Below are 22,975 nucleotides of genomic sequence, written 5' to 3'. Positions count from 1 at the left end.
AAATGGAACGAGGTCTTTGGCATCGTAGAATGAAACCCACGGGCTGGGTTACCGATACTCGCCCCCTCCTAGACATGCAGGCTTGGACGCTGTGGATAAGAACAGCCCGCAGCTAAGCGGCGTCAGCTTCTAAAGCAGCATGCTGCAAACCAAGCAAGCCGGGCACAAATAGCAAGCCCGGCGCCATGGCCGGGCAGAAACCGCAATGGCGCGAGCTCAGTGGATAGAGCCACCCGTCTTGCCATCCGCGTCCAGGAGTTCAACCGCGTTGAGCACCGCCTCTTCTATCAGCGAAAAAAAGCCGGCCCAGTATTCGCCTTCCAGCCCTTCCGCGGTGAAATCGGCGTGCTCCGCCATGCGCGCCAACAGCGAATCTTCCGCATGGCAGGGGTGCTCCGCCACGTAGGCCATGTAATGGCCGGCAAACGCGCGGCCCATCCGGTAAGCCTCTTGATTGCTTGCCGTGGCTGGCACCAACTGGCAGTACAAACGCAAACGCGCCGGCAGACACACGGCGAAAGAGGGCTCCTGCAAGGACTCCGTCTGGGCGACGGAATGCTCATCATGACGAAATGGACGTTTTACGGACATAAAGCCTCCCATTGGTCGTAGAACCTGTTCAATGCCTGCGCTGCGCGAAGCTTTGCGCGGCGAACGCCGCTTCAGAACGCCCACTACCGTATTCTTCAGCGCTAACGCCTTGCCTCGCTCAAATTGATCAGGCTCCCACTGCATGCCTGGCTTCAGGCTAGGAAAGCAAAGAGTAGCAGCTTTGGCGCGGCAAGGCCCGCGCATGCCGTCCCGGCCCCGCCGAGGGCGGGCGGCGAGCGATCAAACCGGCCGCTTGCCTGCGCTGTGGATGAATCCGGGTTTCAGGCTTGCCTGTGGATAAATCCGCTACAGTCCGCATCGCGCCGCCCGCCAAAGAACCGGCAAAGAAAAAGCCCGGCGCAAGGCCGGGCTGTTCTGGCTTGAAACCGCCTTGAATCAGGCGGTCAGCCGCTGCTCGCGCGCGGCGGCCTGGCCCAATAACCAGGCGTCGATCACCTGGGCGGCGTGCGCCGGCAGGTGCAGCTTGAGCTTGGAACGGCGCCACAGAATGTCCTCGCTGCGCGTCGCCCATTCCTCGTTCACCAGATAACGCAACTCGGCTTCGTACAGGCCGGGCAGGAGTTCCGCGCCCAATTGCTCCAGGCCGGCGGCCTCGCCTATCAATCTAGCCACGCGGGTGCCGTAGGCGCGCGCCCAGCGTCGCGCCAACGCTTCCGGCAGCCACGGATATTGCTGGCGCAGGCTTTGCAGGAAGCGCTCGAAATCCGCGCCCGGCATGTCGCCGCCCGGCAGCGGCGCGTCGGCGGTCCAGGTGGTCTTGTTGTTGCCCAGCAACGGCGCCAGCTTGTCCACCGCCTCTTCCGCCAGTTTGCGGAAGGTGGTGATCTTGCCGCCGAACACCGACAGCAGCGGCGCGCCGTCCAGATCCATTTCCAGCGAGTAATCGCGGGTGACGCTGGCGGCATTGCTGGCTTCGTCGTCCAGCAGCGGGCGCACGCCAGAATAAGTGGACAGCACGTCGGCCGGGCTGATCTGGGTCTGGAAGTAGCGGTTGCTCATCTGGCACAGATACGCCACTTCCTGATCGTCTATCGCCACCTTGGCCGGATCGCCGCGGTATTCCACGTCGGTGGTGCCGATCAGGGTGAAATCCTGCTCGTAGGGAATCGCGAAAATGATGCGCTTGTCCGGGTTCTGGAAGATGTAGGCATAAGGGTGGTCGAACAGCTTCTTGACCACGATGTGGCTGCCCTTGACCAGACGGATGGACTTGCCGGACGGCAAGGCCAGCGTGTCCTTGATCAGGCTTTCCACCCACGGGCCGGCGGCGTTGACCAGCGCGCGAGCGCGCGCCTGGCTGCGGCTGCCGTCTTCGGCCTGCAGTTCGCACAGCCAGTGTTCGCCGTCGCGGCGGGCGCCGACGCAGGCGGTGCGGGTCTGCACCCGCGCGCCGCGCTCGGCGGCGTCCTTGGCGTTGAGCACCACCAGGCGCGCGTCCTGCACCCAGCCGTCGGAGTAGACGAAGCCGCGCTTGAACGCCGGCTTGATCGGCTGGCCGGCCGGGTGGCTGGCGAAGCTGACGGTTTCGGAGCCGGGCAGCACTTCGCGGCGCGCCAGGTGATCGTAGAGGAACAGGCCGCAGCGTATCATCCATTCCGGACGCTGGTTCTTGTCGTGCGGCATCACGAAGCGCAGCGGCCAGATGATGTGCGGCGCGGCCTTGAGCAGCACTTCGCGCTCTTGCAGCGCTTTGCGCACCAGGCCGAATTCATAGTATTCGAGATAGCGCAGGCCGCCGTGAATCAGCTTGGTGCTGGCGGAGGAGGTGTGCGCGGCCAGATCGTCCTTTTCGCACAGCATCACCGACAAGCCGCGTCCGGCCGCGTCGCGCGCGATGCCGGCGCCGTTGATGCCGCCGCCGATCACCATCAGGTCGTAAATCTCCACTGCCATCTTCCCTACCTCTTTCTTTCCAGGGGCCTGCTTAGAACCTGTTTACGATCTGCTGCGCTTCGTGAGGCGTGGCACGGTGAGTACAGCTTCGAAATGCTCATGTACCACGCGTACATTCCGCTTTCTCGGCTGTTTTCGCCTTGTCTCGTTCTAGCTCGCGAGATCGTAAATAGCTTCTTAGCAGCTGTTATTCCCTCGCAGGCGCGCGTCAGCGCCCCTGCGATGCCATCCTACCCAGAATAATTATAAACGAACAAAAATACAACATTTTGCTTTCGTTTATACGTTGTTAGCACGCGGTTTTGTATTTTTAACCGGATAAACGCGGAAATACGCAAAAAAACAGGCGGCAACCTGAGTCGCCGCCTCGTAAAGCGCCCGGCAGCGCCGGGCCCTGCGGGATCTACACCCGGTTCAAGACGGCGTCCTGATCGCGCCCATGCCAGGTGGTCAAAGCCAGCAGCACGATGGCGGCGACGCAAGAGCCCACCATCAGCATGAAGCCGCCGTCCCAGCCAAAGTGGTCGACGGTGTAGCCGACCACCGCATTGGCGGCCACCGAGCCGCCCAGATAGCCGAACAGGCCGGTGAAGCCGGCGGCGGTGCCGGCGGCTTTCTTCGGCGCCAACTCCAGCGCGTGCAGGCCCACCAGCATCACCGGGCCGTAAATCAGGAAGCCGATGGCGATCAGCGCCAGCATGTCCACGGTGGGATTGCCGGCCGGGTTCAGCCAGTACACCACGGTGGCCACGGTCACCAGGGCCATGAACAGCATGCCGGTGGCGCCGCGGTTGCCTTTGAACAGCTTGTCGGACATCCAGCCGCACAGCAGGGTGCCGGGAATGCCGGCCCATTCGTACAAGAAGTAGGCCCACGACGATTTGTCCACCGAGAAGTGCTTGACCTCTTTCAGATAGGTGGGCGCCCAGTCCAGCACGCCGTAGCGCAGCAGGTAGATGAACACGTTGGCGAAGGCGATGTACCACAACAATTTGTTGGGCAGGATGTATTTCTTGAAGATGTCGCGCGCGCTCAGCTCTTGCTCGTGGCTGGCGTCGTAGTCTTCCGGGTAGTCGTTCTTATAGGCTTCCACCGGCGGCAGGCCGCAAGACTGCGGGGTGTCGCGCATGGTCAGATAGGCGAAGATGGCCACGCCGATGGCGGCGGCGGCCGGCACGTAGAAGGCGGCGCGCCAGTCGTTGAACCAGCCCATGCCCAGGATGAACAGCGGGCCGATCAGGCCGCCGCCCACGTTATGCGCGCAGTTCCAGATCGACACGATGCCGCCGCGCTCCTTCTGCGACCACCAGTGCACCATGGTGCGGCCGCTGGCCGGCCAACCCATGCCCTGGAACCAGCCGTTGAGGAAGAGCAGCACGAACATGATGCCCACGCTGGACGTGGCCCAGGGGGCGAAGCCCATCAGCAGGAAGATGGCGGCGGACAAAATCAGGCCGACGCTGAGGAAGACGCGGGGGTTGGAGCGGTCTGACACCGCGCCCATCAGGAATTTGGAAATGCCGTAGGCGATGGCGACGCCGGACATGGCGAAGCCCAGGTCGCCGCGCGAATAGCCTTGCTCCACCAGGTAGGGCATGGCTAGCGAGAAATTCTTGCGCACCAGGTAATAACCGGCGTAGCCGATGAAGATACCGAGGAAGATCTGCCAGCGCAGTCTCCGGTACAAGCTGTCTTGCTCAGAGGAGGGCAATAGCGGCTGATGCGCCGCCGGACGGAACATGCTGATCATGGGAACACCTCATTTTTTAGTGTGGCAACTACGGTCCGATCTGCGCCGGCTCCGGATTACAAGCGCGGCGGCTAAAACGCCGCCGCGCGAAAACTGCGGCCGGGTCCAAGGAACCGGCCAGGCATTACAGGGTATAGGCCAAGGCCGCCAGCGCGCCGCCGATCAGGGAGCCGACCACCGGCACCCAGGCATAGCCCCAGTCGCTGTCGCGCTTGCCGGGAATCGGCAGGATGGCGTGCATGATGCGCGGCGCCAGATCTCGGGCCGGGCTCATCGCATAGCCGGTGGTGCCGCCCAGCGACACCCCGATGCCCAACACCAGCAGCGCCACCGGCAGCGCGTCGATGGCGCCCAGCGACATCTTGGGCGCCACCATGCTGAGGATGGCGAACACCAGCACGAAGGTGGCGACGATTTCGGACACCAGATTGCCCGGCAGGCTGCGGATGGCCGGGCCGGTGCAGAAGGTGGCCAGCTTGGTGTCGGCGCAATCGGTGCTGTCAAAATGCTTGCGGTAGATCAGCCACATCAGGCCGGCGCCGCTCATGCCGCCCAGCATCTGCGCCAGCACGTAGCCGGGCACCTTGGCCCAGGCAAACTTGCCGGCCACCGCCAGCGCCACGGACACCGCCGGGTTCAGGTGGGCGCCGCTGATCGCCGCCACGCTGAACACGCCGACGAAGACCGCCATCGCCCAGCCGAAGGCGATGACGATGAGGCCGCTATTGTGGCCCTTGGTGTTTTTCAACAGCACATTGGCCACCACGCCGTTGCCCAGCAGCACCAGCAAGGCGGTGCCGATGAATTCGCCCATTAAAGGATTCATGATTGTTTCTTCCGGATAAGGAGTGCGTCCGCCGCGCCCGGGCGGCGGAACCTATCAGTCGTCGCGTCCGAGACAGGCCGCGTTCATCAAGCCTGTTCGTCGTCGGCCCAGACCTTGGCGGCGTTCACCGCGCGCCGCCAGCCCTTGACCTTGCCGGCCACGTGCGCGGCTTCCAGCCGCGGCTTGAAGCGGTGGTCCAGCTGCCATTGGCCCTGGACGTCGTCGACGTTCTTCCAGTAGCCGACGGCGAGGCCGGCCAGATAGGCGGCGCCCAGCGCGGTGGTTTCGGTGATCTTGGGGCGCACCACGTCCACGCTCAGGATGTCGGACTGGAACTGCATCAGCAGTTCGTTGACGGTGGCGCCGCCGTCCACGCGCAATTCGGCGATGTCGAAGCCGGCGTCGGCCTCCATCGCCTTGAGCACGTCCATGGTCTGATAGGCGATGCTGTCCAGCGCCGCGCGGGCGATGTGGGCGGCCTTGGTGCCCAGGGTGGCGCCGACGATGGTGCCGCGCGCGTTCGGATTCCAATGCGGCGCGCCCAGGCCGGCGAAGGCCGGCACCAGGTAGACGCCGTCGCTGTCGGCCACTTCCTGGGCCAGCGGGCCCACGTCGGCGGAATGGCGGATGATGCCCAGGCCGTCGCGCAGCCACTTGACCACCGCGCCGCCGATGAAGATGGAGCCTTCCAGCGCGTACTGCACCTTGCCGTCCACCTTCCAGGCGATGGTGGTCAGCAGATTGTTCTTGGATTCGATCGGCGCGTCGCCGGTGTTCAGCATCATGAAGCAGCCGGTGCCGTAGGTGTTCTTCACCATGCCGGGACGGGTGCATTGCTGGCCGAACAAGGCCGCCTGCTGGTCGCCGGCCACGCCGGCGATGGGGATGGCCACGCCAAGATGGGCGGCGTGGGTGTGACCGTAGACTTCGCTGGAGCTTTTCACCTCCGGCAGCATGCTGGCCGGAATGCCCATGATGTCCAGCAGCTCGGCGTCCCATTCCAGGGTATGGATGTTGTACAGCATGGTGCGCGAGGCGTTGGACACGTCGGTGACGTGCACCTTGCCGTGGGTGAAATTCCAGATCAGCCAGCTGTCCACGGTGCCGAAGGCCAGCTTGCCGTCGCGGGCGCGTTCGCGCGCGCCCGGCACATTGTCCAGAATCCACTTGATCTTGCTGCCGGAGAAATAGGCGTCCACCAGCAGGCCGGTCTTGGAGCGGATCAACTCGCCCAGGCCGCGCCCCTTCAGCTCATCGCAGAATTCCGCGGTGCGGCGGTCCTGCCATACGATGGCGTTGTAGACCGGGTGACCGGTTTCGCGGTCCCATACAATCGTGGTTTCACGCTGATTGGTGATGCCGATGGCGGCGATGCTGCGGCCGTCGATGCCGGCCTTGGCCACGGCCTCGGCCGCCACGCCCACCTGGCCGCCCCAGATTTCCTGCGGATCGTGCTCCACCCAGCCCGGCTGCGGGTAGATCTGACGGAATTCCTTTTGCGCCAGCGACACGATGTCGCCGCTGCGATTAAACAAAATGGCGCGAGAACTGGTGGTGCCTTGATCCAAGGCCAACACGAATTGATCCTGCATAGGGTTTCTCCTGTTCAGCCGGTGGGCGGCCTGGTGTCTGTTCGTTCGTTGCATGCGGCGGCGGATGCCGGTTGCGGACCGTGCTCCATCGCTCAAGTTATTGATAATGTTTCTTTTTGTACTTATGACGTTCGTTTTATTTTCGAGCCATTCTAGGCCCCGGCCAAAGCTTGTCAATCGTTCTTCGTAAAAAAATCTTAATATCGCGACTTTCCGCGCCGCTCCAATTCATGCTGCAAAGCAATAACAGCAAGGGTTTGCTCCCTGTAGCGCTCCACTACAAAGGGTGCCGTTTCAGCAAGTTATCGAGTAAAAGCCCTATGTTGCAGCGCATTGGCCGCCATGATTCTCCACTGACTCTGTGTTGCAACAAAGTTTTTGTCTTTATCTGGAGATAAAATAACCCTGCTCTGGTCCCAAGATCCCCCTAGGGCCAGCTTTTCGGCGGCTTCTCTCGCTTGCCGCTGAAAAGGGTAAAACGCGCAAAAAACGAACATTTACCCTGATCCAGTGGCGGGATTCGCACACAGGCCGCGCGTTTTCCGGCCTTAAACGCCGCCGGCCTTACGTAGTCAAGCCGCTACAGTCCGACTGTGGCAGCATGACAGACAGTTCCATCAAACGCGGCGCAGCCTAGATGGAAAGACGCACGGATGTGATTGGCAAAACAACACCGCCCACGCCAGGCCGCGCAACGCCTCGCGGCCGGACCGGGCATAAAGGACTGTCATGCTTCGCAATACCAAAATCCTAGCCACGCTGGGCCCGGCTTCCAGCACGCCCGAAATCATCCTGGAACTGGCGCGCTCCGGCGTGAACGTGTTCCGCCTCAATATGAGCCACGGCAGCCATGACGATCATCGCGCGCGCCTGGCGTCCATCCGCGCCGCCGAAGCCGCGCTCGGCCGCCCGCTGGGCGTGCTGGTGGACCTGCAAGGACCCAAGCTGCGCATCGGCCAGTTCGCCGTGCCGACGATGGTGAACACCGGCGACGCCTTCGACTTCGTGCTGGACGAGGTGGACGGCGACGCGCAACGCGCCAGCCTGCCGCATCCGGAAGCCTTCGCCGCGCTCAAGCCCGGCCATCGCATCCTGGTCAACGACGGCAAGCTGGCGTTTCACGTGGAACAAGTGGAAGCGCGCCGCATCGCCACCCGGGTGGAGGTGGGCGGGGAGTTGTCCAGCCGCAAAGGCTTCAATCTGCCGCAAACCATCCTGCCCCTGTCCGCCATCACCGACAAAGACCGGCTGGACGCCGAATTCGCGCTGAAGGAAGGCGCGGACTGGCTGGCGCTGTCCTTCGTGCAAACCGCCAACGACGTGCGCGAGCTGCGCGAACTGGTGGGACAGAAGCTGGGCATCATGGTCAAGATCGAAAAACCGTCGGCGGTGGACGAGCTGGACGCCATCACCGAACTGGCCGACGCGGTGATGGTGGCGCGCGGCGATCTGGGCGTGGAGCTGCCGCCGGAAGACGTGCCGGTGGTGCAACGCCGCATCGTCCATCAGTGCCGTCATCTGGGCCGCCCGGTCATCGTCGCCACCCAGATGCTGGAATCGATGATCACCGCGCCCACGCCCACCCGCGCCGAGGCCAACGACGTGGCCACCGCGGTTTACGAAGGCGCCGACGCGGTGATGCTGTCGGCGGAAACCGCCGCCGGCCAGTTCCCGCTGGAAGCGGTGCGCATCATGGACCGGGTGATCCGCCGCGTGGAAAGCGCGCCGGACTACCGCCGGGTGATGGCGCTGGATTACAGCGCCGCCGACGCGCCGGACCGCGCCGACGCCATCGCCGCCTGTGTGCGCAAAGTGGGTTCGCTGCTGCCGGTCACCGTGTCCGCCGCCTTCACCACCAGCGGCTCCACCTGCCTGCGGCTGGCGCGCGAGCGCCCGCACACCCCCATACTCGGCATCTCGCCACGGCTGAACACCGCGCGCCGGCTGACCCTGGTCTGGGGCGTGGTGGCCTATAACGGCCCGGACGCGGAAAACCTGGAAGACATGGTGGTGAAAACCACCTTCGCCGCCACCAAGCTGGGCCTGGCGGAACAAGGCAAGCCCATGGTGATCATCGCCGGGGTGCCCTTCGGCACGCCGGGCACCACCAATTTGCTGCGCATCGTCTACCCTTGAACGCCGGCCGAGCGTCACAGCAAACGGAACCTTAGGGTTCCGTTTTCGTTTGCCCGTCGTCGGCCGCGTCAGCGGCTATGCTTAGCTGATCAGCACGTTCCGGATTCCTCTCGATGATCGCTAGCATCCGCCGCCTCGGCCTGACCCTGCTGCTGCTCGGCGCCTGCCTGACCGCGCCCTGCCGCGGGCAAGACGCGGACATCCTGACCGTGGCGGTGGACGCCAACGCGCCGCCCTTCATGTACGAGGAGAACGAACGGGTCGGCGGCCTCTACCCGCGCCTGGTCAGCGCCGTCTGCGATAAAGCCGGCATTCCCCATGCGTTCCGGGCCCTGACGTGGCGCCGCGCGATCTTCGAACTGGACCGCAGCGCCATGGCGGCGGCCGGCATCTACAAAACCGTCAACCGCGAACAGCGTTACGACTTCAGCCTGCCGCTGTATCAGGAACGCATCGTGGTGGTCTACCTCCGCCAACGCCCCATCGATTTTCGCAGCCTGGCGGATCTGGACAATAAGCGCGTCGGCGTGATGGCGGGCTGGAGCTACGGCGACGAATTCGACCGCGCCCGCGCCGACAAGCGTTTCAGCGCCTACGACGGCGACTCCGACCGCCAGAACCTGCAACTCCTGCAGCGCGGCAATCTGGACGCGGTGCTGGCGATACAGGAGGCGATGGACGCCAGAATGCAAAACGGCGCCTACGCCAATCTCGCGGTGGCGCCGGCCATCCTGGCCAGCAAAGCCACTTATCTGGCCATCAACAAAACCTCGCCGCAGCTGCCGCTGTTGCAGCGCTTCAACCAGGCGCTGGAGAAAATGCGCCAGGACGGCAGTTATCAACAATTGGTGAAGCAGTTCTTCTCCGGTCGCCCCCCCTCCAAACCCTAGGCCGGACTTAGCGTCCCCCTGAGCAAAACGGTTTTTGCTATAGTCATCCACTTGTCCTACCGATGACCATGCCATGTCCATTTTGCACCTGTCGCCGCAGCAAGCCCGCCATCTGCAACTGGCCGCCCAGGGCCTGCTGAGCCCGCCGCGCCGCAAAGCCGGCAAGGCCGACGTGCTGGCCGCCATCCGCCGCATGGCCTTATTGCAGATCGACACCATACACGTGGTGGCGCGCAGCCCCTATCTGGTGCTGCACAGCCGGCTGGGATCCTACGATCCGGCCTGGCTGGACCAATTGCTGGCCGAAGGCCGGCTGTTCGAATACTGGGCGCACGAAGCCTGTTTCGTTCCCGCCGAGGACTACGGCCTGCTGCGCCACCGCATGCTCAAACCCGAGGCGATGGGCTGGAAATTCTCGCTGCGCTGGCTGGAGCAGCACCGCGCCGACATCGACGCGCTGATAGACGGCATCCGCGTCAACGGCCCGGCGCGTTCGGCGGACTTCGAACGCAAGGACGGCAAGGGCAACGGCTGGTGGGACTGGAAGCCGGAGAAACGACATCTGGAAGTATTGTTCACGCTGGGCCGGCTGATGGTCAGGGAGAGGCGCAATTTCCAGCGCGTCTACGATCTGGCGGAACGGGTGAAGCCCGGCTGGGACGACGCGCGCGACCTGCCCACCGAAGAACAGGCGCAATGGCGGATGCTGCGCAATAGCTGCCGCGCGCTGGGCGTGGTCAAGGCCGGCTGGGTGGCCGATTACTACCGGCTCAAGCGCGGCCGCTACGACGCCATGCTGCACCAGATGGCCGATGCCGGCGAACTGATCCCGGCCCGCATCGATGGCTGGCAGCACGACGTCTTCGTCGACGCCGATCTGGCGGAACGCCTGCCCCAAGCCGTCTCAGGCGAGCTCAAGGCCACCGCCACCGCCATCCTGTCCCCGTTCGACCCGCTGGTCTGGGACCGCAAGCGCGCGTCGGAGCTGTTCGACTTCGACTACCGCATCGAATGCTATACCCCGGCGCCCAAACGCCAGTACGGCTATTTCGTGCTGCCCATACTCAACCGCGGCAAGCTGGTGGGCCGGCTGGACGCCAAGGCCCATCGCGCCCAAGGCGTGTTCGAGGTCAAGGCGCTCTACCTGGAGCCCGGCGTTCGCCACAGCGCGCGGCTGAGCGCCGATCTCAAGACCGCGCTGCAAAAGCTGGCCGACTGGCACGGCGCGCCGCGGCTGCACGTGGAGCGCGCGCCGGGGACACTGGCCCAGGCATTGAACAGTTGATTCAGCCCTGGGAGGCTTCCAGCGGCTTAACCCCGTATCGCTTGAAAGCCGCCTCCCGTTGTGAAGCTTCCGTAGTCCCGGCGATCAAGCGGTAACTGGGCGCCACAATATCGCTGACGCCTTCCACGGCAATGGAGATCAATCTCCTAATGGGAAACTGGCCCTGTCCCATGGCGAGCAGCGGAGCGGCCAGCGCCAAAAACTCGGGCTGGCCCTGCTCTATGATGCTGGCCGTGCCGCGCAATTTGCAGCCTCTTTGCGCGAATATATCCAGCAGGGCCACGCATACCTGGGGATTGACGCGAATATTCGCCACCGACCGGGGAGAAGCGATGTCCGCGATCAGCAGATGAGAGTCGTCCACCGCCATGAACATTTCCTTGGGCGAAACATTCGGCAGGCCATTTCCGTCGCTCGTAGCCAGCCAGCACAATACCGAACGTTCGGCCCAGTATTCCACGCTATGCGTTGACATGGTTGCTCCTGATCGCCCGTGACGGCTATAGGGTCTTCCGGTACTGGATATAACCCAGGTTCTCCGCCAATTGATCGTAAAGCCGCCGCGCGGTGGCGTTGGTCTCATGGGTCAGCCAATACACCCGCGAACACTCGCGCTCGCGCGCCCACCGGTACACCCATTCGATCAGTTGCCGCCCGGCGCCCAGGCCGCGGCAATCCTCGGCCACGAACAAATCCTGCAAATAGCAATAATCGCCCAAGGTCCAGCTGCTGGGGTGCAATACGATGTGCACCAGCCCCACCGCCCGCTCGCCGTCCCAGGCCAGCCAGCCGCGCATCGCGTGATCCGGCAGCAGATAGCGCCGCCAGGTTCCCATGACCGTGGCCTCGTCCATCGTCACTTGGTAAAAACGCTGATAGCCGCGCCATAGCGGCAACCAGGCCTCGTAGTCTTCGGCCCGCAACGGGCGGATGGAAAGCGTATCGCTCATGCCGATCTCCAGTGGCGGCGCAAACGCGCCCAATGCGCGCATTGTGGCCCAAGCAAGACGGAGTCATAAGAACCACTTGGCCTTGCAGCCAGGAGCCACCCCGGAACTTCGGCCTTCGCCGGCGCTCAATACAGCATTTTCCCCAACGAGGACGTTTACATGCGCGCCACGCTTTTGATCGCCGCCGCTTCCGCCCTGGCTCTGGCCGCTTGCAGCGAGAAGCAAACCAACCAATTGCAAGAGTCCGCCTCCAGCGCCATCGGCACGGTGCACAACACGCTGCAGGACAGCAGCGCGCCGCTGGGCCAGCTCAAGGAACAGGCCAGCGCCGCCATCGGCGTCGCCAAACAGGCAGGCGCCGCGGCCGCCGCGCTGAGCCCGGAACTGAAAGAGCAGGTGAACAAGCTGAAAGAACAGGCTTCCGCCGTGAAGGGCGCGCTGCAGGCCCAGGAGAAAAAGGCCGAGCAGCCGCAATCCGAGCAAAAATAAGCCCGGCCGCGTTGGCGGCATTTTTATGCCGCCGCGCGTTTTCTTTAGCGGATCTTTAGCCCCTGCTGACTAGGATGAGGTCGCACCCCTAGCCAAAGGAGAAATCCGCCATGCTGACCCTGCCCGACCTCTGCGGCCCGCAAGACATCCTGCTCAATCAAACCCTGGCCGACAAGGCCGCGCTGCTGGAACACGCCGCCTCCCAGCTGGCCCAGCGCCACGCCCTGCACCGCCCGACGCTGGCCGCCGCGCTGCATGAGCGCGAACAGGCCGGCAGCACCGCGCTCGGCCACGGCCTCGCGCTGCCGCACGCCCGCATCGAGGGCCTGACGGAAGCCCGCGCGCTGCTGCTGCGGCTGCAAACCCCCATCGCCTTCGACGCCCCGGACCAACAAGCGGTGCATACCGCGCTGGTGCTGCTCCTGCCGCGGCAAAGCCGCGAGGCCCATCTGCATATTTTGGCCAGCTGCGCGCGCATGTTCGCGGAACGGCCGTTCCGTCAGGCGCTGGAACGCTGCCACAGCGCGCAGGCGCTCTATCACCTGCTATGCGACTGGGCCGATCCGGAAGAGCTGAACGACCCGCACTTTCTGCTGGACAGCAACCGTTACTTCATGGACAGCGAAGCCAGCCTGCGGCCGGATTACACGGTGAAGCGCAAGATGGTGGCCCGCTTCTGATCACAGCTTGCCGATGGACACGCCGCCGTCGACGAACAAGGTGGTCCCGGTGACGAAGCTGGACGCGTCCGACGCCAGGAACAAGGCCGCGCGCGCGATCTCCTCCGGCGCGGCCATGCGCTTGAGCGCGTGCAGGCCGGCCACCGCCTCGCGCTGCTCTGGCGTCGCCGCCGCGGCGCGGCCCATCTCGGTGTCTGTGCCGCCCGGCAACAAGGCGTTGACGCGCAGGCCCCGGGCGCCGTATTCCGCCGCCAGCGTGCGCGCCAGCCCCACCAGCCCCGCCTTGCTGGCCGCGTAAGCGGCCATGCCGGGGAAACCGATGGCGTGGCCGACAAAGGACGAGGTGAAGATCATCGATCCGCCGCCGCTGCGCAACAAGGCCGGCAGTTGGTGCTTGGCGCACAGAAAGGCGCTGCTCAGATTGCTGTCCAGCGTCTCGCGCCAGCCGTCCAGCGACACCTGGTCCAGGCTGCCCAGCGCGCCCAGGCTGCCGGCGTTGTTGAAGGCGACGTCCAGGCCGCCGAATCTATCCAGCGCCAGCTCCACCGCCTCCCGCGCGCAATCCTCCGAGGTCAGATCGCCGGCCAGAGCCGCCGCCTGACCGCCGCCGGCCACGATTTCCGACACCAGCCGATCCAGCTTGGCCGCGCGCCGCGCCACCAGCACCACGCGCGCGCCTTCGCTCGCGAACAGCCTGGCCGCCACCATGCCGATGCCGGAACTGGCGCCGGTGACGATGGCGGTTTTATTGATCAATGCGCCCATTGAGTTTCCTCCTGAAAGTGAATGAGGCCCGCGCCGGTCTTCGGCGCGACGACAGCTTCAGTTTCAGGCCGATCAACCCGTTTGGCATTCCGATTCTTGCTGACTTGATGCGCGGTTTCGACGCGAAAACCGTTTATCATGGCGCGATTCCATTTCCATCCGGATTTTCGTCATGAAAGCATTCAAGGTTCAGTTAGTTGGCACGCTGCTGGCGCTGAGCGCCGCCGTCCACGCCGCCCCCGTTCTGGACGCGGCGCCGCGCACCGCCGTGGTTTCGGCTTTCGGTCCGGAGGAAACCCTGCTGCTGAACCAGGCCGTCGATAAACGCGAATACCGCGTCAACGGCGTGCGTTTCACCACCGCGCAACTGGAAGGCCGGCCGGTGCTGCTGTTCATGAGCGGGGTCAGCATGAGCAATGCGGCGATGAACGCCCAGCTGGCGCTGGACCGCTTCAATGTGAGCCGCATCGTGTTCAGCGGCATCGCCGGCGGCGTGGACGACCGCTTGCGCATCGGCGACGTGGCGGTGCCGCGGCGCTGGGGCAATTACGCCGAAGCCATCTACGCGCGAGAAACCGCGCCCGGCCGCTACGCGCCGCCGCCGTACGCGGACCCGGCCGCGCGCGCCAACTACGGCATGATCCACCCGCGCGACGTCAAGCTGGCCACCGCCGACGGCGGCAGCGAAACCCGCTTCTGGTTCGAGGTGGACCCGGAACTGCTGCGGCTGGCCAAGAACTTGCCGGCGGACACCCTGCGCGGCTGCGACGCCGCCCAGCGCTGCCTGTCCGCGCCGCCGCGCATCGTCGCCGGCGGCAACGGCCTGTCCGGCCCCATCTTCATGGACAACGCCGGCTACCGCGATTACCTGGCCAAGACTTACCAGGCCCAGGTGGTGGATATGGAAACCGCGGCGGTGGCCCAGGTGGCGCACGCCAACCGCGTGCCCTTCATCGCCTTCCGCAGCCTGTCCGATCTGGCCGGCGGCAGCGAACACGCCAATGAAATGGACACCTTCATGCAGATCGCCGCCGACAATGCCGCCAATACGGTACGGGGGCTGCTGCGCGCGTTAAAGCCCTAGCCCAGCTGCAACAACACCGCCAGCTCATCCACCTCCTCGCTCCAGTCCGCGTCCTCGGCCAAGGCCTGGCGCAGAAAATCCGCCTGCGCCGGCGTCCAGAACGGCGCGTCGGCCAGCACCGCGTTCCGCGGCAAGGGATGGCTGGCGATGAAGGCGCGGATGGCGGCGGGCTCGTCCGCCAGGCCCAACTGGCGGAACAGCCCGGACAGGGAATGCTCGCTGGTGTCCATGACGCTTCTCCTATGAGGGGATGTCTGATGATAGACCCGAATCGCCGCCGCCGCCGCCGGCCCTTGCGCCATGAAAAACGGCGGCCGCGGCCGCCGTTTTCTCCTGACTCCGGGCTCACACCTTGTCGTAAAGCTTGGAGCCGCCCTTCAGAAACTCCACCGACTTGACCTCCATCCCCCGCGCCAGCGCGTCCTGATCGCTGATGCCCTGCTTGGCCGCGTATTCGCGCACGTCCTGGGTGATCTTCATGCTGCAGAAATGCGGACCGCACATGCTGCAGAAATGCGCGACCTTGGCGCTGTCCTTGGGCAAGGTCTCGTCGTGGAAGGCCCGCGCCTTGTCCGGATCCAGCCCCAGGTTGAACTGGTCTTCCCAGCGGAATTCGAAACGCGCCTTGGACAGCGCGTTGTCGCGGATCTGCGCGCCGGGGTGGCCCTTGGCCAGGTCGGCCGCGTGCGCGGCCAGCTTGTAGGTGATGATGCCTTCCTTGACGTCATTCTTGTCCGGCAGGCCCAGGTGTTCCTTCTGAGTGACGTAGCACAGCATGGCGGTGCCGTACCAGCCTATCTGCGCCGCGCCTATCGCCGAGGTGATGTGGTCGTAGCCGGGCGCGATGTCGGTGGTCAGCGGCCCCAGGGTGTAGAACGGCGCCTCGTGGCACCACTCCAGCTCCTTGTCCATATTCTCCTTGATCAGCTGCATGGGCACGTGGCCGGGGCCCTCTATCATCACCTGCACATCGTGTTTCCAGGCGATGGCGGTCAGCTCGCCCAGAGTCTTCAATTCCGACAGCTGCGCCTCGTCGTTGGCGTCCCAGACGCTGCCCGGCCGCAGGCCGTCGCCCAGGCTGAAGGCCACGTCGTAGGCCTTCATGATTTCGCAGATGCCCTCGAAATGGGTGTAGAGGAAGTTTTCGCGGTGATGGGCCAGACACCATTTGGCCATGATGGAGCCGCCGCGCGACACGATGCCGGTCATGCGGCCGGCGGTCATCGGCACATAGCGCAGCAATACTCCGGCGTGGATGGTGAAGTAATCGACGCCCTGCTCGGCCTGTTCGATCAGCGTATCGCGGAAGATTTCCCAGTTCAGGTCCTCGGCCTTGCCGCCCACTTTTTCCAGCGCCTGGTAAATGGGCACGGTGCCGATGGGCACCGGCGAATTGCGGATGATCCATTCGCGGGTTTCATGGATGTTCTTGCCGGTGGACAAGTCCATGATGGTGTCCGCGCCCCAGCGTATGCCCCAAGTCATCTTGTCAACTTCTTCGCTGATCGAAGACGTTACCGCGCTATTGCCGATATTGCCGTTGATTTTGACCAGGAAATTGCGGCCAATAATCATGGGCTCGGATTCGGGGTGATTGATGTTGGCCGGCAGGATGGCGCGGCCGGCGGCGATCTCGGCGCGCACGAATTCCGGCGTGATCTCCTCCGGCAGCGCCGCGCCGTAAGCCTGGCCGGGATGCTGGCGCGTCATCAGTTCCGCCAGCCGGCTGTTCTTGCCGCCGGCTTCGCGCAGCGCGTCCAGGTATTCGCGGCGACGCAGGTTCTCGCGGATGGCGACGAACTCCATTTCCGGCGTGACGACGCCGCGGCGCGCGTAATGCATCTGGCTGACATTGCGGCCCGGCAGCGCCCGCCGCGGCTGGCGCGTCAGGTTGAAACGCAGCTCGGCCAGCTTGGGGTCGGCCTCGCGGGCGCGGCCGTATTCGCTGGACAGGCCGGCCAGCTGCTCACAGTCGCCGCGCTCGGCGATCCAGCCGGCGCGCAGCGGCGGCAGGCCGCTCTGGATGTCGATGCGGGCGTCCGGGTCGGTATACGGGCCGCTGGTGTCGTAGACGGTGATGGGCGGGTTGGCTTCGCCGCCGAACTGGGTGGGCGTGTCGCTTTGGCTGATCTCGCGCATGGGCACGCGGATGTCCGGCCGGCTGCCGGCGACGTGGATCTTGCGGGAATTGGGCAAGGGCTGGATGGCGGCGGTGTCCACCACCATGGCTTGATTGGGTGTTGCGGGCGCGTTCATCGGGCGATTCTCCTGGTCGATGAATGGCGCAAGGAGCGGACCGCCGCTTGGGCGGGCTGCGAGCCGGTCCGACAAGACAATGCCGGGCCGAAGGCAGCTGACGCTTCCCTACGCCGGTATTATCCGGGTCAGGTTCCAAGGGTGTTTCTCACCCGCGCAACAATCTTTAACGATTATCCTATCCTTTCAAGGATATGGATCATCTTGCCGACCGTCGCGCAGGACCCCTAGCGATGCTGTGAAGGTACGGCAAATGTGGGATAATCGCAAGTTATCGTCATGACACGCCGCCGCTTTTTTCACTCGGCGGCAAGCCCCTCCGGAGTGAGCTGATGGATTTTGAGAATGCCCGTTTCAACATGGTCGAGCAGCAGATTCGTCCGTGGGACGTACTTGACACGAACGTGCTGGACCTGCTGTTTCACGTGAAACGCGAGCAGTTCGTCGCCGCCGACAAACGCAGCCTGGCCTTTGTCGACACCGAACTGCCGCTGCCCAACGGCAGCTTCATGCTGCAGCCCAAAATGGAAGCGCGCCTGGTTCAGGACGCCGCCATCCAAGCCAAGGACAAGATCCTGGAAATCGGCACCGGCAGCGGCTATCTGACCGCGCTGCTGGCCAAGCAGGGCCAACATGTCTACAGCGTGGAAATCGACCCCGCCCAGCGCGAAGCCGCGGCCGCCAACCTGAAACAGGCCGGCATCGCCAACGTGACCCTGGTGGAAGGCGACGGCGTGCTGGGCCTGCCGCAACAAGCGCCCTTCGACGTGATCGTGGTCGGCGGCTCGCTGCCGGTGGTGCCGCAGGAACTGAAAGACCAGCTGGCCGTGGGCGGCCGTCTGATCATGGTGGCGGGCGATCTGCCGGTGATGACCTGCAAGCTGATCAAGCGCGAAACCGAAGCCAGCTTCAGCGAAACCGGCCTGTTCGAAACCTGTATCGCCCGCCTGGCCAAGGCGGAAGCGGTAGAGCCGGAACGCTTCGCGTTTTGATGGTTCAGGAAATCCGCGCCCGCGATCTGGCGGCGGCGCTGGCCGACACCACCGCGGAGCCGCCGGTGCTGCTGGACGTGCGCGAAGCGTGGGAAGTGCAGCTGTGCATGATTCCCGGCTCGCAGCACATCCCGATGAATCTGATTCCGCTGCGCATGAGCGAGCTGCCGGACGCGCCCATCGTGGTGATCTGCCACCACGGCGTGCGCAGCGCGCACGTGGCGCGTTTCCTGCTGGACGCCGGCTTCGAACAGGTGCTGAGCCTGGCCGGCGGCGTGGAAGCCTGGGCCGCGGAAGTGGACCCGCAAATGGCGCGCTACTGACTTAGCCGCCGCGCGCCGTCGTCGCCAGCCGTTCCCGTGGGAACGGCTTTTTCATGGAACGAAACCGGTCTGCCGGATTCCAATCCCCCACACGATAGCAAGAGCCGTAATTTTCCATGCAAGCATTGTCTTACCTGTCTCCCGCCCTGGCCCGCGTTCATCCCGACTGGGAGAAAGTGCTGTCAACGCCGGTCATTCAACAGCAATTGGCCGGCATAGACCGGGAACTGCAAACTCAGCAAGCGCAGGGCAAAATCCTCTTTCCCCCCGCGCCGCTGACTTTCAACGCGCTGACCTTCACCGCGCCGGCCGATGTGCGCGTGGTGATCCTGGGGCAAGACCCCTACCACGGCGACGGCGAGGCGATGGGCTTGTCGTTTTCCGTGCCGCCCGGCGTGCGGGTGCCGCCCAGCCTGCGCAATCTGTACAAGGAGCTGGCCGCGGATCTGGGCTGCGGCGTGCCCAATAGCGGCGACCTGACCCACTGGGCGCAACAAGGCGTGCTGCTGCTCAACAGCGTGTTCACCGTGGAGCGGGACAAGGCCGGCAGCCACGCCAAGCTGGGCTGGCAAATGGTCAGCGACGCGCTGATCGACGCCGTCAACGCGCAAAGCGCCGGCTGCGTGTTTCTGCTGTGGGGCAATTGGGCCAAGACCAAGGCCGAACGCATCGACGCCAGCCGCCACCTGGTGCTGGACGCCGCCCATCCCTCGCCGCTGTCCGCCAGCCGCGGCTTCCACGGCTGCCGCCATTTTTCGCAGGTCAACGCCTGGCTGCTGTCGCGCGGCCGCGGCGCCGTCCAGTGGGGCGCGCCGGCGCCGCAGAACAGCCTGTTCTGAGCAGGATGGCGGGCAGGCCTCCCTGCCCGCCCTTCTTGTCTCGCTCTTGCTCGCCAGACTTTGAACTGGCTCTTAGACTCTTTTCCAGCGCGCCGTCATGGCCTAAGCTAGGGCTCCCTCTCCTCAGCCCCAGTCCTCGCCGTGGAAATTCTCGTTCTGCTGTTCCTGATTCTGCTCAATGGCCTGTTCGCCATGGCGGAAATCGCCATCGTCTCTTCCCGCAAGGTCCGCCTGCTGCAACGCGCGGACGACGGCCAACGCGGCGCGCAAGCCGCGCTGAAACTGGCCAACGACCCCAGCCGCTTCCTGTCCACGGTGCAGATAGGCATCACCTCGATCAGCATCCTGTCCGGCGTTTACGGCGAGGCCGCGCTGTCAGAACAACTGCGCCGGGCGATGCAGGACTATCCCTTGCTGGAGCCCTACAGCAAGCCGCTGTCGGTGGCGCTGATGGTGTTCATCATCACCTTGCTGTCGCTGATCTTCGGCGAGCTGGTGCCCAAGCGGCTGGCGCTGCTCAACCCTGAGGCGGTGGCCACCGCGCTGGCGCGGCCTATGCTGCTGCTGTCGCGGCTCAGCGCGCCGCTGGTCCAGGCCCTGAGCCGCTGCACCGACGGCCTGTTGCGGCTCTTGGGCGCCAAGAAGAGCAGCGATCCGTCCATCACCGAGGAGGAAATCCGGGTGCTGATGGAGCAAGGCGCGGACGAGGGGGTGTTCGACCGCGCCGAACAGGAGCTGGTGACCAATATCTTCCGGCTGGACAACCGCAAGGTGGCCGCGGCGATGACGCCGCGCAAGGACATCGTGGCGCTGGATCTGGACGACGCGCCCGAACTGAACCACCGCCTGCTGCAAAACCACCATTTCAACCATTTCCCGGTCTGCCGCGGCAGCATCGAGCAGATCGTCGGCGTGCTGCACGCCAAACGCGTGCTGGACCGCATGCTGGCCGGGCAACAAGCCGACGTCGCCGCCGAACTGTCCCAGCCGCTCTACGTGCCCGCCAAGATCACCTTGATGCAGCTGCTGGAGCAGTTCAAGCAGACCCGCCATCACATGGCGCTGGTGGTGGACGAGTACGGCGAGCTGGAAGGCCTGGTGACGATGAACGACGTACTGGAAGCCATCGTCGGCGACATGCCCGCCATCAGCGCCGAAAACGACGATATCGCCCAGCGCGAGGACGGCAGCTGGCTGATAGACGGCATGCTGTCGCTGGACCGCTTCAAGGAGTTTTTCGACATAGACGAGGCGCTGCCGGGCGAAGCCGGCGGCAATATCCACACCCTGGGCGGCATGGTGATGTTCCAGCTGGGCCGGGTGCCCAGCGTCACCGACCGTTTCGACTGGAACGGCTTCGGCTTCGAAGTGGTGGACATGGACAAGACCCGGGTAGACAAGATTCTGCTCACCCGACTGCCGACGCCGCCGGCGGCGCTGCCGGCCGACGACGGCATTTAGAACCTGTTTACAATCTCGCGAGCCAGAGCGAGACAAGACGAAAAGCGCTGAGACAGCGGAATGCACAGGTGGTAGGCGAGCATTTTTAAGCGGTTTTCAACGCCTCCTGCTTAAAGTCCCGCCGCAGCGCCGCAGACCAAGCGTTCAGCCCAGCAAGCGCCCGCACACCGTGCTGCGACGGCTGCCGCCGGCGCGGCGTTCCCAATCGTCGAAGCTGGCCAGTTCAACGAAACCCGCCTTGCGCATCATGCCGCCGGACGCGGCGTTTTCCTCGTGGCGGTCCGCCGTCACCCAGCGCGCGCCGCGCGCGGCCAGATCCTCGCAAGCCTGTCGCAACAACAAGCTGCCCAGGCCCTGTCCGGCCTGATCGCGCCGCACCACCGCCTCCATGATGTAGCCGGCGGCCTCCGCCGCCACCTCGGCCGGCCGGTGTTGGGGAAAAGCATCGTGCAGCCGATACAGGATGGCGGCCCCCAGCAGGCCGTCTCGCTCGAACAAGGCCGCCCAGGCTTCGCCGGCAGCCACCTGGCGCAAACTCCGCTCCACCCCGTCCGCCGGCAGCCAGTTCCACGGATTGGGTCCGTGCTCCGTGATCAGCGTCCGCAACGCGTCCACATCCCCCGCCCCGGCCAAACGATATTGCCAACTCATGCGCATCCTTTCGCAAAACGCAGCGTAGCCTGGCCCGCGTCCACTTCCAGTTCGGCCCAGGCGCCGTTCATCAATGTCCATTGCGGCGGCACATGGCCGATATCGGCGTCCACCGCCACCGGATACGGCAGTCCGTCCAAAGCCGTTTCCACGGCCTGGCTGTAGCTCAAGGCGTTCGCGTCCGCGGCGTCCGGTCCGCTGCTGCGGCCCAACACCAGCCCGCTCAAGCCGTCCAGCGCGCCGGACAGGCGCAGGCCCAGCAGCGCGCGCAGCAACTCGCAAGGCCTCAGCTCGCAGTTTTCCAGGTAAAGCAGCGCGGGTTCCCGTTTGAACGCGCGCAAATCGAAATAAGGGCTGCCCTGCAGCCGGCTCAGCGTATCCAGGCAGCCGCCTATCAGCCGGCCGGCCATGCGGGCCCTTTGCGCGCCCAACACGCGCAGCGTGGACGGATAAGACTCTCCCGGAGCGTCCCAGCGCCAAAACGCCTTGTAATGGCCTTGCTGAGGCGGCAAACCGTGGCGCAAGGCGTGCAGCAGCGCCGAATTCTCTTCCATCCGCTGCGGATTGCCCAGATCGAAGAGGTTCGGCCCGTGCAAGGTCGCCCACCCCGCCAACAGGGTCAGCGGCGTCAGCACGGTGGAAATATCGGAAAACCCGGCCAGCCATTTGGGCGGCAAACGCGCCAAGGCGGCGAAATCGATGCCGGCCAGCAATTCCATCGCCCTTTCGCCGCCCCAGGGCGGCAGGATGGCGCGAATCTCCGGATCGAAAAGAAAATGGTTGAGCTCCGCCAGACGTTGGGCGGCCGGCGCGCTGGCGTCCTGGGATTCGCCGCACAGGCAAGCGCCCTCCACCACTTGCCAGCCCTGATCGCGCAGACATTGCAGCGCGCGATCCAGTTGTCCGTGCAAGACCGGAGGCACGCCGGAGGAAAAAGCGGTGACGGCGATGCGGTCGCCTGGCCTCAAGGGCGCGGGAAAAGCCGTCATCGGCGATTGCTCCTGTGGATAAACATCAAGGCAGGACGGCTTCCTCGCTCAAATCCCGCGCAAAGCTGTGGCTGGTCTTCAGTTGCCGATAACCAAGATGACGATAGAAAGCATGGGCTTCGACGCGATGAACGCTGGAGCGCAGCCGGATATGCCGATAACCGAGTTGCCGCGCCCAGGCTTCGCAAGCGCTGAGCAAACGCCGTCCCAAACCCTGGCCCTGACAAGCCGGGCTGACCACGATGCCGACAATCTCTATCGCCGACGGCGCTTGCAGCAGGTGCACGCCGCGGCAATGCGCCCAAGCCAGCACGACGCCGTCTCTTTCGGCCACCCAAACCTGGTTGTCCGGCAGTGTCGTCAACCTGGCGAAACGCTCGCTGATGTCCGCTTCCGTCGCTTCATAGCCCAGATCCAGGCATAGCCGCGCCGCGGCGGCGGCATCCGCCGCCCGCATTGTCCTGATCTCCACCATCTGTCTTCGCCTAGTTGCTCAAGGAAATGACATTGTC

At 64.7% G+C, this 22,975-nt stretch carries 23 protein-coding genes and 1 riboswitch; of the genes, 10 read left to right on the top strand and 13 right to left on the bottom strand.

The window, feature by feature from the left end; translation table 11 throughout:
* Positions 1-216: 216 nt before the first annotated feature.
* The 5 genes from ACODRW_RS04000 to glpK all read right to left on the bottom strand — a co-directional run bounded on the left by ACODRW_RS04000 (position 217) and on the right by glpK (position 6,673).
* Positions 217-735: a hypothetical protein gene (locus ACODRW_RS04000; RefSeq protein ID WP_253314762.1), complete on the bottom strand. Its 519-nt coding sequence runs from the start codon at positions 733-735 to the stop codon at positions 217-219.
* Between the two features lie 252 nt (positions 736-987).
* A complete protein-coding gene (gene glpD, locus ACODRW_RS03995; RefSeq protein ID WP_235085554.1) occupies positions 988-2,505 on the bottom strand; it encodes a glycerol-3-phosphate dehydrogenase in 1,518 nt (505 codons plus the stop codon).
* 403 nt (positions 2,506-2,908) lie between these two features.
* Positions 2,909-4,255, bottom strand: a complete 1,347-nt coding sequence (glpT, locus tag ACODRW_RS03990; protein WP_488905220.1) for a glycerol-3-phosphate transporter — start codon at positions 4,253-4,255, stop codon at positions 2,909-2,911.
* A 124-nt stretch (positions 4,256-4,379) separates the two neighbouring features.
* Complete coding sequence (locus ACODRW_RS03985; RefSeq protein ID WP_107801339.1) at positions 4,380-5,081, bottom strand: MIP/aquaporin family protein; 702 nt, start codon at positions 5,079-5,081, stop codon at positions 4,380-4,382.
* A gap of 86 nt (positions 5,082-5,167) precedes the next feature.
* The gene (glpK, locus tag ACODRW_RS03980; RefSeq protein WP_107801340.1) at positions 5,168-6,673 is read right to left on the bottom strand and encodes a glycerol kinase GlpK; all 1,506 of its coding nucleotides are present in this window, start codon (positions 6,671-6,673) and stop codon (positions 5,168-5,170) included.
* Between the two features lie 729 nt (positions 6,674-7,402).
* Here glpK and pyk point away from each other — a divergent pair.
* The 3 genes from pyk (at position 7,403) to ACODRW_RS03965 (ending at position 10,984) form a co-directional block, all read left to right on the top strand.
* A complete protein-coding gene (gene pyk / locus ACODRW_RS03975) occupies positions 7,403-8,809 on the top strand; it encodes a pyruvate kinase (RefSeq protein WP_107801341.1) in 1,407 nt (468 codons plus the stop codon).
* 113 nt (positions 8,810-8,922) lie between these two features.
* A complete protein-coding gene (locus ACODRW_RS03970) occupies positions 8,923-9,699 on the top strand; it encodes a substrate-binding periplasmic protein (protein WP_107801342.1) in 777 nt (258 codons plus the stop codon).
* Positions 9,700-9,772: 73 nt separating this feature from the next.
* Positions 9,773-10,984 carry a winged helix-turn-helix domain-containing protein gene (locus ACODRW_RS03965; RefSeq protein ID WP_107801343.1) on the top strand — a complete coding sequence of 404 codons (1,212 nt, stop codon included), beginning with the start codon at positions 9,773-9,775 and terminating at the stop codon, positions 10,982-10,984.
* A 1-nt stretch (position 10,985) separates the two neighbouring features.
* Here the strand turns inward: ACODRW_RS03965 and ACODRW_RS03960 are convergent, their stop codons facing one another.
* Both ACODRW_RS03960 and ACODRW_RS03955 read right to left on the bottom strand, forming a co-directional pair.
* On the bottom strand, positions 10,986-11,459 hold the full coding sequence (locus ACODRW_RS03960) for a pyridoxamine 5'-phosphate oxidase family protein (RefSeq protein ID WP_488905219.1): 474 nt from the start codon (positions 11,457-11,459) through the stop codon (positions 10,986-10,988).
* 25 nt (positions 11,460-11,484) lie between these two features.
* A complete protein-coding gene (locus ACODRW_RS03955; protein WP_107801345.1) occupies positions 11,485-11,934 on the bottom strand; it encodes a GNAT family N-acetyltransferase in 450 nt (149 codons plus the stop codon).
* Between the two features lie 159 nt (positions 11,935-12,093).
* Here ACODRW_RS03955 and ACODRW_RS03950 point away from each other — a divergent pair, with 159 nt between their 5' ends.
* A complete protein-coding gene (locus tag ACODRW_RS03950; protein ID WP_227105915.1) occupies positions 12,094-12,423 on the top strand; it encodes a hypothetical protein in 330 nt (109 codons plus the stop codon).
* Positions 12,424-12,533: 110 nt separating this feature from the next.
* Positions 12,534-13,103, top strand: a complete 570-nt coding sequence (locus tag ACODRW_RS03945) for a PTS sugar transporter subunit IIA (RefSeq protein ID WP_107801347.1) — start codon at positions 12,534-12,536, stop codon at positions 13,101-13,103.
* On the opposite strand, the gene ACODRW_RS03940 is transcribed toward ACODRW_RS03945, so the two are convergent.
* Positions 13,104-13,868, bottom strand: coding sequence for an SDR family oxidoreductase (locus ACODRW_RS03940; protein ID WP_488905218.1), 765 nt, complete (start codon positions 13,866-13,868; stop codon positions 13,104-13,106).
* Between the two features lie 172 nt (positions 13,869-14,040).
* On the opposite strand from ACODRW_RS03940, the gene ACODRW_RS03935 reads away from it, so the two are divergent.
* Positions 14,041-14,952, top strand: coding sequence for a 5'-methylthioadenosine/S-adenosylhomocysteine nucleosidase (locus ACODRW_RS03935; protein ID WP_488905217.1), 912 nt, complete (start codon positions 14,041-14,043; stop codon positions 14,950-14,952).
* Here the strand turns inward: ACODRW_RS03935 and ACODRW_RS03930 are convergent.
* Positions 14,949-15,182 (bottom strand): DUF2789 domain-containing protein, encoded by a 234-nt coding sequence (locus ACODRW_RS03930; RefSeq protein WP_107801350.1) that lies wholly within the window; start codon positions 15,180-15,182, stop codon positions 14,949-14,951. The genes ACODRW_RS03935 and ACODRW_RS03930 overlap by 4 nt on opposite strands.
* Positions 15,183-15,297: 115 nt before the next feature.
* Positions 15,298-17,178, bottom strand: coding sequence for a phosphomethylpyrimidine synthase ThiC (gene thiC, locus ACODRW_RS03925; protein WP_488905281.1), 1,881 nt, complete (start codon positions 17,176-17,178; stop codon positions 15,298-15,300).
* A gap of 118 nt (positions 17,179-17,296) precedes the next feature.
* Positions 17,297-17,447: riboswitch (TPP riboswitch) on the bottom strand.
* A gap of 93 nt (positions 17,448-17,540) precedes the next feature.
* On the opposite strand from thiC, the gene ACODRW_RS03920 reads away from it, so the two are divergent.
* The 4 genes from ACODRW_RS03920 (at position 17,541) to ACODRW_RS03905 (ending at position 20,823) form a co-directional block, all read left to right on the top strand.
* On the top strand, positions 17,541-18,200 hold the full coding sequence (locus ACODRW_RS03920; protein ID WP_107801352.1) for a protein-L-isoaspartate O-methyltransferase family protein: 660 nt from the start codon (positions 17,541-17,543) through the stop codon (positions 18,198-18,200).
* On the top strand, positions 18,200-18,523 hold the full coding sequence (locus ACODRW_RS03915) for a rhodanese-like domain-containing protein (protein WP_488905216.1): 324 nt from the start codon (positions 18,200-18,202) through the stop codon (positions 18,521-18,523). Before ACODRW_RS03920 ends, ACODRW_RS03915 begins: the two co-directional genes overlap by 1 nt.
* A gap of 116 nt (positions 18,524-18,639) precedes the next feature.
* Positions 18,640-19,362, top strand: coding sequence for a uracil-DNA glycosylase (locus ACODRW_RS03910; RefSeq protein ID WP_227105924.1), 723 nt, complete (start codon positions 18,640-18,642; stop codon positions 19,360-19,362).
* Between the two features lie 141 nt (positions 19,363-19,503).
* A complete protein-coding gene (locus tag ACODRW_RS03905) occupies positions 19,504-20,823 on the top strand; it encodes a hemolysin family protein (protein WP_107801355.1) in 1,320 nt (439 codons plus the stop codon).
* A 144-nt stretch (positions 20,824-20,967) separates the two neighbouring features.
* Here the strand turns inward: ACODRW_RS03905 and ACODRW_RS03900 are convergent, their stop codons facing one another.
* From ACODRW_RS03900 to ACODRW_RS03890, 3 genes are read right to left on the bottom strand one after another with little or no spacing between them, the layout of a single operon-like run.
* Positions 20,968-21,474, bottom strand: a complete 507-nt coding sequence (locus ACODRW_RS03900; protein WP_488905215.1) for a GNAT family N-acetyltransferase — start codon at positions 21,472-21,474, stop codon at positions 20,968-20,970.
* The gene (locus ACODRW_RS03895; RefSeq protein WP_488905214.1) at positions 21,471-22,463 is read right to left on the bottom strand and encodes a S66 family peptidase; all 993 of its coding nucleotides are present in this window, start codon (positions 22,461-22,463) and stop codon (positions 21,471-21,473) included. Before ACODRW_RS03895 ends, ACODRW_RS03900 begins: the two co-directional genes overlap by 4 nt.
* A gap of 25 nt (positions 22,464-22,488) precedes the next feature.
* On the bottom strand, positions 22,489-22,920 hold the full coding sequence (locus tag ACODRW_RS03890) for a GNAT family N-acetyltransferase (protein WP_253314769.1): 432 nt from the start codon (positions 22,918-22,920) through the stop codon (positions 22,489-22,491).
* Positions 22,921-22,975 lie beyond the last annotated feature (55 nt).

The sequence above is a fragment of the Chromobacterium sp. FG89 genome, assembly GCF_057808735.1.
The sequence above is the reverse complement of the archived record's forward strand: the minus strand, read 5'-3'. Positions and strand labels throughout refer to the sequence as shown.